The 16,554-nt window shown below is 59.9% G+C and carries 9 protein-coding genes; 4 read left to right on the top strand and 5 right to left on the bottom strand.

Going from position 1 to position 16,554, the window contains the following annotated elements; all coding sequences use genetic code 11:
- Positions 1-70 precede the first annotated feature (70 nt).
- A complete protein-coding gene (locus AAEZ08_RS09785; protein WP_500124174.1) occupies positions 71-1,621 on the top strand; it encodes a sensor domain-containing diguanylate cyclase in 1,551 nt (516 codons plus the stop codon).
- Positions 1,622-1,848: 227 nt separating this feature from the next.
- Positions 1,849-3,978 carry a TonB-dependent siderophore receptor gene (locus AAEZ08_RS09790; protein ID WP_500124175.1) on the top strand — a complete coding sequence of 710 codons (2,130 nt, stop codon included), beginning with the start codon at positions 1,849-1,851 and terminating at the stop codon, positions 3,976-3,978.
- Between the two features lie 199 nt (positions 3,979-4,177).
- Here AAEZ08_RS09790 and AAEZ08_RS09795 read toward each other — a convergent pair whose 3' ends face one another.
- Positions 4,178-4,723 carry a TetR/AcrR family transcriptional regulator gene (locus AAEZ08_RS09795; RefSeq protein WP_500124219.1) on the bottom strand — a complete coding sequence of 182 codons (546 nt, stop codon included), beginning with the start codon at positions 4,721-4,723 and terminating at the stop codon, positions 4,178-4,180.
- A gap of 97 nt (positions 4,724-4,820) precedes the next feature.
- Here AAEZ08_RS09795 and AAEZ08_RS09800 point away from each other — a divergent pair, with 97 nt between their 5' ends.
- Positions 4,821-6,299 carry an MFS transporter gene (locus AAEZ08_RS09800; RefSeq protein ID WP_500124176.1) on the top strand — a complete coding sequence of 493 codons (1,479 nt, stop codon included), beginning with the start codon at positions 4,821-4,823 and terminating at the stop codon, positions 6,297-6,299.
- 261 nt (positions 6,300-6,560) lie between these two features.
- A complete protein-coding gene (locus AAEZ08_RS09805) occupies positions 6,561-7,907 on the top strand; it encodes a tyrosine-type recombinase/integrase (protein ID WP_500124177.1) in 1,347 nt (448 codons plus the stop codon).
- A gap of 211 nt (positions 7,908-8,118) precedes the next feature.
- Here the strand turns inward: AAEZ08_RS09805 and AAEZ08_RS09810 are convergent, their stop codons facing one another.
- From AAEZ08_RS09810 to zorA, 4 genes are read right to left on the bottom strand one after another with little or no spacing between them, the layout of a single operon-like run.
- Positions 8,119-11,157, bottom strand: a complete 3,039-nt coding sequence (locus tag AAEZ08_RS09810) for a DEAD/DEAH box helicase (protein WP_500124178.1) — start codon at positions 11,155-11,157, stop codon at positions 8,119-8,121.
- Entirely contained in the window at positions 11,157-13,421 is a 2,265-nt protein-coding gene (locus tag AAEZ08_RS09815; RefSeq protein ID WP_500124179.1) for an EH signature domain-containing protein, read from the bottom strand. Before AAEZ08_RS09815 ends, AAEZ08_RS09810 begins: the two co-directional genes overlap by 1 nt.
- The gene (locus AAEZ08_RS09820) at positions 13,418-14,182 is read right to left on the bottom strand and encodes an OmpA/MotB family protein (RefSeq protein WP_459665158.1); all 765 of its coding nucleotides are present in this window, start codon (positions 14,180-14,182) and stop codon (positions 13,418-13,420) included. Before AAEZ08_RS09820 ends, AAEZ08_RS09815 begins: the two co-directional genes overlap by 4 nt.
- Positions 14,182-16,527, bottom strand: coding sequence for an anti-phage ZorAB system protein ZorA (gene zorA / locus AAEZ08_RS09825; protein WP_500124180.1), 2,346 nt, complete (start codon positions 16,525-16,527; stop codon positions 14,182-14,184). The genes AAEZ08_RS09820 and zorA overlap by 1 nt, the downstream gene beginning before the upstream one ends.
- Positions 16,528-16,554 lie beyond the last annotated feature (27 nt).

Below are 16,554 nucleotides of genomic sequence, written 5' to 3' on the forward strand. Positions count from 1 at the left end.
GCGCGATACGAAGTCTGACAGCAACCTCCATTGGCGCCAGGCCAAGCATGCATTCGGAGATGGAAGCTTCATGTCCCGGCTGGATCTACAGAAACTCACCCTGCTGCTAGCCCTGCTGGCCGGTCTGCTGACGTTCGGCAACAGCTTCTTCGCCGGTTACAGTTCTCAGCGTGACCAGCTGTTCGAGCAGACACTTGAGGCCAACCGGGCTTACGCACGCAAGCTGGCTGAAACCACCGACCAGTTCTTCCTCAATAGCCACCGCGAACTCGCCTATGCCGCGGAGGTGCTTTCGACTCAGTTCGATGACCCCGATGCGCGTGATAGCGAGACCGAGCGGCTCAAGCTCAAGAGTGACCAGTTCAGCCGGGCCGTGATCGTCAGCGCTGCCGGTGAAATCGTCTCAGCGTCGCCGGAAAGCGCCGCCCTGGTCGGCCTCAAGGTCAACAGCGTAGGGGCGACACGCGCGCTAAAGGAGCGCAAGCCGCTGACCAGCGATCCCTATGTCGCCACAGACGGCACCTACCTGATCGCGGTAACCCACCCCATCTTCGGCCCCGATGGAAGCTATCTCGGCTACATCAGCGCCTCACTGTTCCTGCGCGAGCGCAATGCACTGCACGGCCTGCTCGGCGTGCACTACTACCGCGACGGCTCCTACCTGTACGTGGTCGACACCCAGGGGCATCTGGTCTTTCATGAAGACGGCCAGCGGGTCGGCCAAAAGGTGACGAGCAATGAGGTGGTCCAACAGGTGCTGCTGGGTCGGGAAGGCAGCCAGCGGGTGATCAATACCCGTGGTGTGGACATGCTCGCAGGTTACGCGCCGGTCCAGAGCACTGGCTGGGGCATCGTCGCCCAACGCCCCACGTCGGCAATCACCGCCAAGCTCTCTCAACTGGCACGCTCGACACTGCTCAATGCGGTGCCGTTCACAATCGCTTCACTTGCCGTGTTCTGGTGGCTCTCCAGACTCATATCCGGGCCTATTCGCGCGCTGGCCGATACCGCCGAGCACTGGGGCGCGCCGGAAGCAAGCACCCGTATCTCGACGGTGAACTCCTGGTATTTCGAGGTTTCTCGATTGAAGATCGCGATGCTTGCCGGCGTTTCCCTGCTGCAGCAGAAGATGGGCGCCCTGGAAGCCGCATCCATGACCGACCCGCTGACAGGCCTGCGCAACCGTCGCGGGTTGGACCTAGCGTTCAAGCAGCTCGACCTGCTCGATCAGCGCTACGCGGCGGTGACGTTGGATATCGATCATTTCAAGCAGGTAAACGACCAGCACGGCCACGATGTAGGCGACGACGTGCTGCGCTTTCTGGCAGCGGAAATGAAGGAATGCTCACGCCCCACCGACGTGCTCTGCAGGATGGGAGGCGAAGAGTTTCTGATGCTGCTCCCCGAAACCGACGCGATCGGAGCCAGCATTGCCGCAGAGCGACTACTCGCACGGCTTCGGCAGACCGCAAGTCCGACCGGTGCCCCGGTAACGGCGTCCATCGGCATTGCCTGCAGCGGTAGCTATCCAACCGTTGAAGCAACATTCAAAGCCGCGGACGATGCGCTTTATCAGGCGAAAAGAGCCGGCCGTGATCGCGTCGTCCTCGCCTCCACCTGAGCGCCGAGCAGACGCCGGGGTGACGCCCGAGCCACTTGGCAACCGCAGCCCATGTGAACTGCGCGAAGTACCGTGCGTCTGCCGGCGCGCGCACGATCTGCCTGCCCCCACCATGCCTCACCGCAACCCGCGATAGATCAGAACAGTTGAGATTACCTTCTATTTGATAATCGTTTTCGTTGCGATTAGGGTGCCCGCCCTCGCTCCCTCCGTTCAAGGATCATTCGATGCGGCGCCTTCTCCTCCCGATGCTCGCAATTCCCGCCTTTACCTGCCCTATCGCAGCTTCAGCCAACGACGCACCGCCCGCTGAGCCGCTGGCGCTGGAGGAGATGCAAGTCACCGCCTCCGCCGAGCGCGCCGACGGCCCCGTGCAAGGGTATCGCGCGACTCGCTCGGCCAGCGCCACGCGCACTGACACCGCCATCCATGAAACCCCACAGTCGATTAGTGTCGTGCCGGCGCAGGTCGTCGAAGACATCGGCGCAACGCGTCTGGAAGACGCGCTCGATTACGCCGGCGGGGTGGAACGCGGCAACAACTTCGGTGGCCAGGGCTTGACCGAGTTCCTGGTGCGCGGCTTCAGCACTCAGGAGTTCTATCGCAACGGCTTTGCGGTGAACCGCGGCTATCCCAACATGCCTGACGCCAGCACGCTGGAGCGCATCGAAGTGCTGCGCGGCCCGGCCTCGATGCTGTACGGGCGCGGCGACCCGGGCGGCACCTTCAACATCGTCAGCAAACAGCCGCAGGCGGAGCGGCGCACGGTGCTCGGCAGCCAGGTGAACACCGACGGCCTGCGCCGCGGCACACTGGACACCACCGGAGCCGTGGACGAGAGCGCGGCGTTTACCTATCGCCTCAACCTGGTCGCCGAAGGCAGCGACAGCTTCCGCGACCACGTCGAAAGCGAGCGCTACAACATTGCGCCAGTGCTGCGCTGGCAGCTCAGCGACGACACCGCGCTGATCCTCGAAGGCGATTATCTGCACAACCGCCACCCCATGGACCGCGGTCTGACCCGTTACCCCAACCAGGCCGGCGACCTGTCGCGCGATCGCTTCCTCGGGGAGGAAAGTGCCGGCAAGCTGACCAACAAGAACGCCACGACCCAACTGCGCCTGGAACACCAACTGGATAGCCAATGGATGTTGCGCGGCGGCATCCAGTACCTCGACGGCAGCCTGGACGGCGGCGCAGTGGAGAACAACGGTCTGGCCAGCGATGGTCGAACGGTAGGCCGCAACTACAGCGAGCGCTGGCTGAACTGGAATGACCTGGCAGTGCAGGCCAATCTGGAAGGGCATTTCGACGCCGCAGGTTTGGCGCACACGCTGCTGCTCGGGGTGGAGTTCGATGAATACAACTACGACTCGCTGATCCGTCGCTCCGGCGGCTTGACCAGCGACTTCCCCATCGACCTTTATGAGCCGGTCTATGGCCAGCCGCTGCCGGCGCTGACCCGCACTACCACCTACGATGACGAGAACCTGAAGTCCTACGCATTCTTCGTGCAGGATCAGATCGCCCTCACCGAGCGCCTGAAGGCGCAAGTCGGTGCGCGCTTGGAGCGTTTCGAGCAGCGTTACGACAACAAGCTCACCCCCGCCGGCAGCTGGGATCAGGCGCACAACGCCGTCTCCCCGCGTTTCGGGCTGATCTACGACCTGACCGAGGAGCTGGCCGTCTACGCCAACACCTCGCGCTCGTTCAAGCCCAACCGCGGCGCCGACCGCAGCAGCCAGGCGTTCGACCCGGAAAAAGGCATCGCCCACGAAGTCGGCATCAAGTACGAGCTACCGGAGCACGACCTCAGCATCACTGCGGCGCTGTTCCATATCACCAAGGAAAACGTGCTGACCAGCGACCCGCTCGACAGCAATTACCAGGTCGCCGCCGGCGAAGCACGCAGCCGTGGCTTCGATATCAGCGTGGCGGGCAACATCACCCCGCAGTGGCGCGTGATCGGCGGCTACGCCTATGTCGACGCCGAGGTTACCGAAAGCTCGAGCGCATCGATGCCGGTCGGCACGCGCCTGGCCAACGTGCCACGCCACAGCTTCAACCTGCTGGACACCTACGAATTCGCCGATGGTCCGCTGGCAGGGCTCGGCGTCGGCATGGGCGTCAAGTACGTCGGCGACCGCAAGGGCGGCGCATCCAGTACAGCCTTCGACATGGATGCCTACACCACAGTCGATCTGCTCGCTTACTACCCACTGACCGAACGGGTTCGCCTGAACCTGAACTTGAACAACGTGTTCGACGAAGAGTACGAAGAGCGCGCCTGGGGCAACATCTGGGCCTACCCGGGCGCCCCCCGCACGCTGCAGGCAGGCATCTCGGTCACTCTGTAAAAAAGATCGGGGCGCAGCCAGTGCGGCTGTGCCCCGGTCATGTGTGCCGGTTCCGGCATCCAATCTTCCCTGCATCGCAGGTAACCCAGTAAATCGCAGCGGCGTGCTCGGCGCTCGGATTACTCATAGAACCTGCCAAGCCCCCGTGCGCTTCTTCCATATTGCCAGCAGGTAATCACGCCAGCGGCCGATCGGGCCGTCAACTGTCCGAGCGGACCAGCGCGGCAATGTCGCTCATGACATCCGCCCATTCCTCCTCGCCTATATCCATCAGGCGAAAAAAGCGCAGCGTGAAAATCCCTTCCGTAGCGAAAAAGGCGAGCCGGGCACGGCGACCTTCTTCGGTGGAGGTATCGAGCCCCGCAAGACGTTCCTGATACCACGCCTGAGTCGATACCAGGTGCTCGGGGGTCTGCAGTAACGCAGCCATCAGACTCGCCGCCTTGGCGTGCGATCCGGAGTCAGAAGCACGTGTCGCCTCCACGTGAGCACGCACTGCTGTCAGCGCATCGGGCGCATCCCCGGCGATGCGCTGGAACTGCTCGGTGTAACCCTTGCCCCACCGCTTGAACATGGCGTTGATCAAGTCGTCCTTGCTGCCGAAGCTGTACTGCACGCCGCCTTTGGTAATACCCGCCGCCTTGGCGACAGCATCGATGGTCAAGGCTGCAGCGCCCTGGCGATTGACGATGCCTTCGGCCACATCCAGCAGTGCCTCGCGATCGATCGTTTTCTTTCTACCCACGCGCGCCCCTTTCAATTCAATACGTATGTATTTATATTCTGCCGCAACGTGTTCCTCCCGCCAATCGAGCTTGTAGCACCAAACCGAGGATTGCACCGTGAACTCCCCTCTTCGCTGGCTGGTCCTGGGCATCTTGTCCAGCGCGCTGCTGCTGATCGTCATCGACATGACGGTCATCTACCTGGCCCTCCCCAGCCTGACCTACGAGCTGCAAGCATCAGCCAATGAAAAGCTGTGGATCGTCAACGCCTACGCCCTCACCGTTGCCGGCCTGCTACCCGGGATGGGGGCACTGGGTGACCGCTTCGGCCACAAACGCATGTTCATCGCCGGCCTGGTGGTATTCGGCTGCGCCTCGCTCGGCGCCGCCTTCTCCCCGACGCCCGAGTTGCTGATCGGCGCCCGTGTCGCGCTAGCCGTAGGTGCAGCGATGATGATGCCAGCAACCCTGGCAATCATCCGCCACGTTTTCGAAGACGCCCGCGAGCGCGCCCTGGCCTTCGGAATCTGGGCTGCCATCGCGTCGGGCGGAGCAGCTTTCGGCCCAGTAGTTGGGGGTGTATTGCTGGAGCATTTCTGGTGGGGCTCGGTGTTCATCATCAACGTGCCCATCGTCCTGCTGGCGCTGGTGCTTGCCGTGATCTGGGTGCCGACCCGCCCCGGTAATCCTGGGCGGCCGTTCGACCTGCTCGCCTCCTTGTGGGTCATGGGCGCACTGGTCGGATTGACGCTAGCCATCAAGGAAGCCGGCAAGGCCGACCCTTCCGCACTGCAAGCCAGCGTAGCGGCAATCACCGCTGTCATTTGCGCGCTGGCCTTTCTGCGCCGCCAGCGCCAGACCACCGTGCCGATGATCGATTTCACGCTGTTCCGCGACCGCAGCTTCTCGGCTGGCGTAGTCGCCGCTTCGGTTGCTTCGGCAGCGCTTATGGGCATGGAGCTTGTCGTCAGCCAGCGGCTGCAGCTGGTAGTCGGTCTGTCGCCCCTGCAAGCTGGGCTGACCATACTGCCAATCCCACTCGGCGCCTTCATCGCAGGCCCACTCGCCGGCCTGGCGCTGCCGCGCATCGGTGCCGAACGGATTCTGAGCGCGTCCCTCGCACTGTCCGCCGCCGGCGCCCTGCTCTACCTGCTGGGCTACGGGGCTTCGCAATGGGTGCAGATACTGTCGTTCAGCCTGCTCGGTTTTGGCGTTGGCGCGGCAATGACTGCTGCCTCCAGCGCCATGCTGCTGCATGCCCCGCCCGACCGCGCCGGCATGGCCGCCTCCATCGAAGAGGTGTCGTACGAGCTAGGTGGTGCACTGGGCATCGCCATCCTCGGCAGCGTGATGTCCGCGGTATATACCGCAGCCTTCCTCACTCCCGCCGGCATGCAGACACCAGCCCTGGCCCGCGACAGCCTTGACGGCGCCCTAATTGCCGCCGAAACCCTACCCGACGCCATTGCTGCCCCTCTAATCACCCTGGCAAAAAGCGCTTTCGATGGCGCCTTCGTGACCGTAATGATCGTCGTGGTCGCCCTGCTTGGCATCACATCGGTCGGCATCGCCTTGAGCACCCGCGGAACGCGTTAGCGCGCCTGACCGTCGGAAACAAAAAAGGCCCGCAGCGATGCGGGCCTTTCAATTTCTTTGGTGCCGGAGACAGGAGTCGAACCTGCGACCTTCGCATTACGAATGCGAGGGTGTATGGATACCCACGCATTTATGAAGCTTCACGGACCTATACAGAGCGCGGCTTCAAGCCTATTCTAGGCTTAACGGGGTTACACCGAAATATCCATATTTCGACCAAATATGTAACCCCAGTGTAACCCCAGAGGCGGCGAGGAAGGCATGAGCGGCGCGACCCACATTGCATTCAGCAAAGAAAGGCTGCTGGCGCTACCGCCGCCCGAGGTAGGAAAGCGTGCCACTTATCACGACACCAAGATTCAGGGGCTACAGCTTCGAGTGTCACCGAGCGGCGTAAAGACGTTTTCCATTTATCGACGCATGAAAGGTGGCCAGCCCGAGCGCGTTACCCTTGGCCGATTCCCTGCCATGACTGTCGAGCAGGCGCGCAAACAGGCCACTGCCGTTAATGCCGAAATTGAAGCCGGCGGGAACCCAGCAGCAGCCCGTCGAGCTATCCGAGTGGAGCAAAGTTTCGGCGAGGTATTCGATGACTTTCTCAAGAAAAAGCGCAAGCGCGACGGCACACCACTCGGCGAGCGTACGAAGCGTGATTATTCGGACGTGTTACGCCTGTACCTAGAGCCAATCAAGGCAAGGAAGCTTTCGCAGATTACGCGCGCAGATATCAAGGCAATCCACACCAAGGTCACCAAGAGGAGCGCCGCGCAAGCCGATCGCGCACTTGCTGTCGTTTCTTCGGTTTTCAGCTACGCCGCGGACATGGAGCTATTCGAAGGTACCAGTCCCGCGAGCCGCGTCCAGAAGAACCATGCGCCATCTCGTGACCGCTTCGCCCAAGGGGTAGAACTGCCCTACCTATTTGAAGCAATCGGCGAGTCGAGCTTGAGTGATTTTTTTCTGCTAGCACTGCTAACCGGGGCGCGGCGCTCAAATGTACAGGCGATGGCCTGGCGCGACCTCGACCTAGAGGCTCATGTCTGGCGCATCGGCATGACCAAGAATGGCACTCCGCAGAACGTGACTCTGTCCCCCGAGGCAGTCTCCGTTCTACGCGCCCGCAAACAAACAAGCTCCGCGTCAGCTTTCGTATTTCCAGGCGACGGCAAGACTGGCCACCTGGTCGAACCCAAGAAAGCTTGGGCCGCCATCCTGCGGCGTGCCAGCATGCGTCGTCTGTTCGACCGTATGGAAGAACTGGGCAAACTGACCGCCGAGGAGCGCCAGCAGGCAAACGCGGAAGTCATCGTCGCGGCAGCCGCAGCGGAGAAACGTTATCGAGGCATAGCCGATACGCTAAATATTGACCCGGCGCTTTACGACATGACTGATCTACGCATCCATGATTTGCGGCGCACGCTTGGGAGCTGGCAAGCCAAGACCGGGGCGTCGCTGTCCATTATTGGAAAGTCGCTTAACCACAAGACCCACCAAGCAACGGCCATCTACGCCCGTCTCGATCTGGACCCGGTACGCCAATCGGTTAATACGGCAACACAGGCAATGCTAGCGGCTGCCGGGATGAAGCCATATCATGACGTCTCGTAGACTGCTCTAGCGATATCTAGCACACCAACGCAAGGTTAGTGGTCCTGGCTGAGCAGGTGGGTCACAGCATCGTTACAGAAGAGATGTAATAGCGCGGCCCGGGGGCGATATCGTTGCCTAGCAGGCAGTGCAACGGTCGCTTGACTGCCCCTTGGGCGAATGCGGACCTTGCAGCAAGCCCCGCTTCCGACTAGGCATGCCCGTAACGTGACTAAAGCCCCATTGAGTAAATCATCTCGCTCTCACTAACCGCTTCCGGTGTCACCACCGCGTCCTTGAGCATTAACTTGCCGCGCAGCAGCCGATCCAGATGCACATCGAAAGAATCGAATTGCGGATGCGTTACGGCGGGCAGATGAATAAACACCTCCTTCTGCTGCCCGATGCGATAGACACGGTCAGAGGCCTGCGCCTCTTTTGCTGGGTTCCAGTGCCGTTCCAGGTGAACAACGTGGTTAGCTCCGACAACCGTCAACCCTACACCCGCTGCGACCGGAGACATGATCAAGAGATTGAATCCTGACTTCGCTTCAAATGCTGAAATGAGCTTCTTACGAGTCATTTCTTCCGCTTTGGTAGCTACCGCTTTTGTATCTCCGTTGATAACTGCAATGTCCAGGCCGTAGATCTGATCAAGCCACAGTTTCAAAACCCTTTGCAGGCGCTTGGTCATCATGAACAGGATGACCTTTTCGCCCTTATCCCGAATCTCGTCCAGCAGTTTGAGCATCACGGCTAGCTTGCCGGACTCGGACATCAACTGCCGCGCATGGTGGCCATCCCGACTGTAGAGCGATGGTTCATCATCCAAACGAGGGTGCAACGATACCGAGCGCAACTGCGTAAGCGCCGCTAGAGCCGAACCACGCATGTCATCTGCGCTGGCGCGTCGAGCACGGTATCCATCTAGCACATCGTCATACACCTGCAATTGAATCCCGCGCATTGAGACACCCAACTCAGGCGCGTAACGCTGAATGCCTCGATCGACCTGCTCTACCCCACTACGGATAGTTTTGCTGGGCAGGCCTTTGAGCTGGTCTTCCTTCACGCGACGCAGCATGAACGGCCCGACAGCCTTGCGCAGTTGCTCACCCAGACGAACACGGACCTCGTCGCGCTCCTCCTCGCCGGCCGAGAGAATCGGCTTGATCCAAGTGTCTCGGTAGTTTTCCCAGCTGCCAAACAACCCTGGCTGAGCCGTATCCATCAAACACCAGAAGTCGCCGAGGCTGTTCTCCACGGGCGTGCCTGTGGCCAACAATTTGAAGTCAGCCTTTAACCCCTTTGCCGCACGGGTTTGCAGTGCGTTAGGGTTCTTGATGTTCTGCGCCTCGTCGAAAATGACCATGCCCCAGTCGATCCTGCACAGAGAAAACTGGTAGTCACGCAGCGTCTGGTACGTTGTTAGAACCAAGCGACGGTCCATATCCAGACGTTGAGCACCCGCCTCCGGGCCAATGGTCAACGCATAGCGAATGCTCTGGGCATCCATCATGCCGTCATCATCGGCCAGGGCAGCCAGTTGAACAGACTCTCTCTCGGCGCCCTTGACGCGGTAGCGGTTCAGGTCTCGTCCAGCTTGCAGCACCACGAGATCGCGGAACGGAATGCTTAGAAAGGTCTTTCCAACTTCGTCTTCCCAGTTTTCCAACAGGCTAAGTGGTGCGACTACCAAGACTGGTTTTTGCGGCTTTTCGCTTCGGCGCTGGGCTGCCAGGTATTCACCGATTGCGACCAGCGACATGTATGTTTTGCCCAGCCCCATATCGTCGGCGAGCAGGCTGCCCTGTAGGCGATAGAGGTCATCATGATCGTCAGATAACGCGGCGTTCATCAGCCTGAGCATCCACTCAATACCTTCGACCTGATGCGGGAATGGCTGCCGCGCATAAGCGGACCAGTCTGGTGCTTCCAGTAAGCGAGCGTTGCTGGCTTTTGCCAGTAGTGTCGAGTTGATTTCGCCGGCATCCTTAAGAATGACGGCAACCTTCTCCTTGGGCTCGTCAAAGAGGTCTTCAGCTGCGGCCGGCGGCTCCGACAACTCGGGCTTCTCGAGCGTCTCTTTCACCCGTTCCAATTGACGCGCCACAAGCGGCGCGTCTGAAATGTCGATGACCTCACCAGCAAAACTGAGACTCGTCGCACCCTGCTCTATCGCGGACCGCAGCACCTCCTCAAAACGCTCCAACTCCTCTGGCGTCTGAACCAACTTCGGGATGATCTCTGCTGGCGCGGGGCGCTTATCCAAGGCAAACCAGTCATTCTTAGCCGTATCCAACGCGCCAAAGTCCATATGCTGCAGCTTGCCAATGCCAGCTACGCGGACCGAGAAACCGACCTCGAGATTTACCAGTGCAGCATCCAGAAAGGCCGTAGGCGAGGCGATGAACTCGGCGACCTTATCTGGCGGGATTCGTTTGTTGGCCAGCACATTGCGAATGCCGTCCATCTTGGCCTGATCGAGCAACACCACACGATTGTCGATTCGCAGCACACCCCCGCCAGCGCTCATGTCGAGCTGCGACCAGCGCTTCTCCAGCTGATCGGGCGTCGATCCATCCCCCAGACTCGGGCACAGCATCAGGCTGCCATCTGGCAGTCGGGTCGCAATGACGCCAACATTTTCCGGCACGACAACATCAAGCCGATCGAAATGACTCAGATCGATGCGCATACCGCTTCGGGCAGCTGTCTGTAGCTCGGCCATCAAACGAAGGTTAGCCGCCTCCCCTCGCTGTGCAGGATCGAGAGATTCATGCTTTTCCCAAGCCATCAGCCCCATTAGCTCAGCTGGCGTAAGCCAGTAGCGCTCGGTACTCGTCAGGTATAAATACGGGCCTTTGCGCGAGAAAGGTGTAACGCCTTCAGCCACTTCAACGGCAATCCCAACGCGAAAGCCGCTATTACCTGTGCGCCCGCTGATGGAAGTCTGAAAGCGGCCAGTGAATCGCCGTGGCAGCCGCAGAATATCGGCCTGCTCACTGTCCATACCGGCAATATCTTCAGCGCCGATATGGAAGCCGTTGGCCGTCTGCTCTGCTATGCCCTGCTCAGCGAGCATGTTCAGGACAATCAGCTGAATTTTCTGCAGCGCGTTGCCTTTGCCTTCCTGCAACGCTTTGAACGTCTGGACGGGAAGATAAAAATTGACTCCGTTGGAGTCTGCAGTCGACGCAAACCCCTCCTGACTACCGACCGCCACATCACGTTCGCCAATCAACGACTTCAAAACATCGAAAAGTCTCATTACTGCTCTCTCCCCTCAGCCTCGAACGCTTCCAGCTCCCGTTGAGCCGCGCCCGTCAGCTGCCATCCGTACTTGTCATCCTGCGTACAGATCCCTTTCAATGGCCCGTATAGAGCCTGATTTACCAGCCTCGCGTCGACCTCCAGAACGTTCGCCGCATAACGAACCTTATCGCCTGGATTGGCTGCGAAATAACGCAGTACGGCAAGCGCAAACGGCTCTAGCCTAGCGACCCTCGAGCCTGCGTTTTCGTTTGCGTTCATATTTGCCGCACTCGGCACGCTCTGACCTGCATCCGATGGCTCCGACCTGGCCAGCTCGGCTAACAACTGCTCACCATGGGTCGACAGCAACCAATTCCCCTCTTCGTCCTGCTGGACGTACTGAGAGAGGCTGCTCTCCAACATCGTTTTCACGTTCAACACATTGCCGCCCTGGTTGCTTACTGCTTCCAGCAACGCATAGAAACCGCAACGTGGATGAGTCTCGAGATAACGCAGGGCCGCCATTTGGAGCGAGCTGAAGGGCGGCAGCTTCGTTCGTTGCGGAACCGGGTTGTCCCGCCAGGAGGCAATGGTGCTTGATCTCATCGCACCATTTGCAGCCACTGATTCAACATCGGCTGAACGCCGTGCTGGGGTTGGCACATCGGCGTTGCGTGGCATCGGCGCCGCAGCGCGTTCAGTTCCTTGTTGAGCAGCCGTCGGCGCTCGCGTTCCCGCTTTGGCCCCTTCTTTCGCCGGAGCGGGAACCAGCGTGCGCTTGGCATTTACGGCAGGGATTCCGAATTTACTCAGCTGGCGGCGGTAATCTTCCGGACTTAGAAGCTGCTCAATATCAAGGGCGATGCCGTTTTCAGCTAGAAGGGTGAAAACTTTGTTCTGCCAGACGTGTGGGATGTGCACGAACGAGTTGTAGGGCAGCCCTGGATAGAGTTTCTTATAAGTCCCGGGGACCGTGGTGGTCAGGTCGTAGTGGCTGAAGGTATTGCGCTCATAAGTTCTGAGGGCTTCGCCAGGGGCGGCCAGATAGACCCAAATCTTGAAACTATGTGAGCCCTCAACCAGATGGAAGTCACCGCAGTCCAGATAGATAACGGCCTTGTCATTCATCGGCCCATCCATCCGCGCGAAGCTGGTCTTAACGTCCTTGCCCAGGATTCGCTTGACCGACTGTTGAGCCTTGCCGCCCAGTAGGAGTCGAGTGTTACGAATCAACTTCAGTTTGAAGAGCCCTTCAAGGAATCGCTTGCGGGCGGGGAACATCCGCTGCATTTCCGTATTGGCTGTTTCAAGCCCGTATTGCTCGACTGCCTGCAGGAACAGCCGCAAGTCTTCCTTGGATAACCAGCCCCGTACCTTTTGAATTCGCTCTTCACCGAGCGGGCGCCACCACTCTACAAACCTTTCGTTCGTGCTAGAGATACGAGGATCGCCAGCCAAGTTAAGAATGAAGTTCTGCCAGACTTCGCCGGGTTCCTGGCCAGCACGGTCGATGAGGATCTCAAGCGCAACGTGGCCGATACGCCGCGCGCCTTCGAAGGGCGCCTTGGCCACTGCGGGCTTGAGCAGCTCATCCAGCACCGGATCAGACTCGCCAGGGGGCAAATGTCGCAGCGTTTCGAGATAAAAGTGCGCCCGGCAGATATCGCCATAGCGGCCATCATCAAAGCCGTGCAGACCGAGCTCCATGAACGTCTCGCCAAGCTCACGTCCGCCTTGACGCACTCGTTCAGCGAGATGACGTGGACCATCGAGGCCTAGCAACCAATGCCCCTCGCGCTTGAGCGTAACCAGCGGATCGGCTCGCGATGTCTGGATCTTCGACGGCGGTATCAGGTCAAGCTGCTGTAACAGGCTTCGCTCCAGAAGCTCGCGCACCCCTTCCTTTTCATCCAGCCGATCGAATCGCCGGAAATACAGCTGTGCCAACTGCTGCAGCGTCATACGCGTTAGACGTGGCTGCTGGGCATCCAGCAAGGCAGCTAACAAGCGCGTATTTAGCAGGCGGCTGCCGATCACCTCGTCATTGAGCCACAGCCAGCTCAACGCCCGAGCCGTAATACGCCGCCGCAGCAGCGCCGGCAGGCCATCGAATCGACCCGAGCTGGCCATGCCACGCAGCACTGCGAGCATGCGCTCAAACGCATCATTGTTTCCGGCCTCCGTCTCCATAGTGGCAGCTTTTTTTGCCAGTACAGTCCAGCGCTCGAGCATCTGAGCGCCCCAGCTGGCCGCAGGAAACTCTACTGGAGGCAGCCTCATGGCTTGGCCTCCCCCAGCCGCTCCTTGACTTGCTCGTACTGCGCGCTATCCGGACGACGGATGGTGAAACGAATGTCGATTCGGCGATTACGTTTGAAGTCTTCCTCCGTGACCTGATTGGCCACGGCCGGACGTGTTTCGCCATACCCGCTGACCGAGAACAGCGGTTTTCCGTCCTTGTTGTTCAGGCGCGACAACTGCTCCTCGCGCGCCAAGGCGTCGCCCCAGAACTGCCAGAGCGAAATAGCACGAAAGGTGGAAAGCCCCCAGTTGCCTTTGCCCATGAATCCCTGCAACGGGCGATTATCCGTGTGGCCCTCGATAAAAATCGTGTCCAGAAATTCTACCCGGTCATCACGCGAGATCACCTCATTGATGACCTTGCCGATCTCAAGCGCTCGCGCCTGATAGGCCGAATGGATTTCATAGGCACCGGTATCGAAGCCAAGAAGGTCGTTGGGAATACTCAGCACCGTGTGATTCTCGCTGACCTCCACCTTGATGCCGCGCCTGCGCAGTGCCTCAACTGCCTCATCGAGGATGGTGCGGCGCACTTGCTCCGCCTTTTTCAGCTCTTCGATTTCCTGTTCGAACTGGACCTGCCGCTCCTCCAGCTTCTGCTGAATGTCCATCAACTGCAGGATCAGGATCACCGAGGCCAGAATGAAGATCACCAGCAGCGCCGACATAATGTCCGAGAAGGACATCCAGTAAGGGTTTTCCTCATCGACGGCTACGTCATGCGACTTGCGAAAGCGCATCAGCGGGCCTCCAGCTCATCCAAAATGCCGCTGACGGCCTGGACGTTGCGATGCATCTGATCGGCATAGGCAAGCGAGACCTCGTTCCACTTGTTCATGCGGTCCTCAGTCTGCGTACGCACTTCGGTGGCGTAGCTGCGCAGCCACTCTTCAGCCTGCTTTTCAACTGCCTCCACTTGGGCACGCAGCGTCTCACCCAGCGTTGTAAATTCATGCCTTACGCCGGACAGGAATTCCTGCTGCGTCTGTTTCATGTCGCCAAAGCCAGTGCGTGCTTCGCTCGCGGCCTGTTCGAAGCGCTGCGCGCCCTCGAGAAGTGCTGCCTGCAGCTGTGACAGCGAACTTGCCTGGCCCTGCAGCTGTGCAGCCAACGCGGCATTCTGTGTGCTCGCAGCCTCCACGCTCTGGGTTACTGCCTCCAGGCGCTGGCCCAGCGCATCAGCTGCCTGGCGAAGGTTGGCAGAAAGCAGGCCCAACTGATTGGCGCTGCTATCCATGTGTTTGCTGCTGGTCGCGGCCGCTTCGGTAGCTTGTTGCAGGCGCGTCATCAGCTGCTGATGCTGTTCAGCCATCTGCCTGCTCTGCTGCTGGGTAACCTGAACGGCGGACGCGATACCTGCCAGCAACTCCTGCTGCTGCGCAGCCATGTTTTCCAATTGCTCGTTAAAGCGCTGCTGGCGGCTCTGTTCACGCTGCTCCGCCTGCACGCCGTACCCGCTGACCTGCTCATTGAAACTGCCGAGCAGCTTGCTGAACGTTTCCTCGAGATTGCGCTGTTGCGTCGCCGCGGATTCGGCAATGGCGCCGATCTGCTGTTGGCTGGTCTGGCCCAGATTGCCGATCAGCTGCTGCTGTTGCGCCAGTGCCGCCGCTTGCTGCTCCTCGTGGCGCTGCGCCCTGGCCTGCTCACGCTGCTCGGCGGCCCCCATCTGCGTATCGAGCTGCGTGTTCAGGTTCATCATCAACCGGGAGAACACCTTCTCCAGGTTGTTATGGCGCTCATTGCCCGCCTCGGCCATCACTCGCATCTGGTCCTGAGTGGAACTGGAGAACTTCTCCAGAAGCGCAGCCTGATTGGCACTGGATTCACTCAGCAAACGCTCGAACATCGCCTGCCGCTCTTCATCGCGGCGCTGCGCAGAGCCCAATTGCCCCTGCAACTGGCTCGACAGTCCGGCCATCAGCTCGCTGAAACGCTGCTCCAGCTGTTCCTGCCGCTGATCTGCAGAGCCGGCAATGCGTTGCAATTGAGCTTCGAACTGGGTGCTCTGCTGCTGCGCCGCCTCCATCTGCCGTCCCTGTTGCTCGCTCAAACTGGTGAACAGCTGGTTTAGTCGCTCACTCATGCCGCTTACGGCCGCGTTCACGTCGGCAGCGGCCTGTTGCATCTGGCTGCCCTGCTCCCGGCCAACCGACGTCATGCCGTCCATGAAGCTTCCAACCAGGGTTTCCAGCACCTGGGTAGATTGCTGGCTGGTAGTGCTAACCAAAGTCTGAATAGCGGGAGCCATGATGTTGTTCAGCGCATCGGTCAGCGCTGTCTGCATGGCCTCATTCATGCCATTGAGGGTTTCCTGCAGCCGATCGCCAATGCGCTCGTGCAATTCCTGCAGCGCTTCCTTGCTCTCCTTCCCGTATTCCGCGATATGCACCAGCGATTGCTCGGCGGGAATGCGTGGGTAGAGAAAATCGATATCGTGCTGCAACTTCTGGATATCGATCAGCGCACTACGCTCGAACATCTTCTCGATGATGTTCAGCAGCAGGCTGAAGGCAACGCCCCACACAGATGTCATGAACGCCACAGCAGCGCCGGAGATCAGCTTGTTGATGCCGCCCTTCAGCGCTTCGATCTCGTCGGACGTGCCCACCAGCCCCTCAAGCCCAACGGTCAAACCAACGAAGGTACCCAACACACCGACCGCCACCAGGAAGCTGGGCGCCGCAGCCAGCAGGCGGCTGGCAGTCAGACCGCTCGCCAGCGTGCGCGCATTGAAGAAATGCTCGGCATCCAGAGTGTTGAACAGCTTTTGCTGGTCGGACGACTGCACGAGGCTTTCATCGAATTCGCGCCAGAGCATGCCGACATTGGATGCCTTCAGCTCCTGCGCCTTGTGCAGCGTTTCTCTTCGGCTGGCAGCCAGGGCGTCCTTGCTCTGCCCGTCCAGCAGCGAGCGCAGTGCTCGCATGCGCGCTTTGAAATGCCGGAAATGCAGCATCAGGAAGAACAGCGAAAACCCGAAGATCAGTGCAGTGACCAACCAGAACCAGGCACTGATGCCGTTAGGGTTGGCGCTGAACATATGGGCGAAATCGGGGATCAGGTGTTGCAGCAAATCCATCATGACCAAAGCGTCCGTTTAAAGCAGAGG

This window comes from Pseudomonas sp. E45-MNA-CIBAN-0222 (assembly GCF_040310405.1).
Classification (GTDB): domain Bacteria; phylum Pseudomonadota; class Gammaproteobacteria; order Pseudomonadales; family Pseudomonadaceae; genus Stutzerimonas; species Stutzerimonas stutzeri_AC.

Coding starts and splice junctions, on each gene's coding strand:
- AAEZ08_RS09815 (WP_500124179.1), bottom strand. CDS start 13,421: ATGAGGCTGCCTCCAGTAGAGTTTCCTGCGGCCAGCTGGGGCGCTCAG.
- AAEZ08_RS09820 (WP_459665158.1), bottom strand. CDS start 14,182: ATGCGCTTTCGCAAGTCGCATGACGTAGCCGTCGATGAGGAAAACCCT.
- AAEZ08_RS09805 (WP_500124177.1), top strand. CDS start 6,561: ATGAGCGGCGCGACCCACATTGCATTCAGCAAAGAAAGGCTGCTGGCG.
- AAEZ08_RS09810 (WP_500124178.1), bottom strand. CDS start 11,157: ATGAGACTTTTCGATGTTTTGAAGTCGTTGATTGGCGAACGTGATGTG.
- AAEZ08_RS09785 (WP_500124174.1), top strand. CDS start 71: ATGTCCCGGCTGGATCTACAGAAACTCACCCTGCTGCTAGCCCTGCTG.
- AAEZ08_RS09790 (WP_500124175.1), top strand. CDS start 1,849: ATGCGGCGCCTTCTCCTCCCGATGCTCGCAATTCCCGCCTTTACCTGC.
- zorA (WP_500124180.1), bottom strand. CDS start 16,527: ATGATGGATTTGCTGCAACACCTGATCCCCGATTTCGCCCATATGTTC.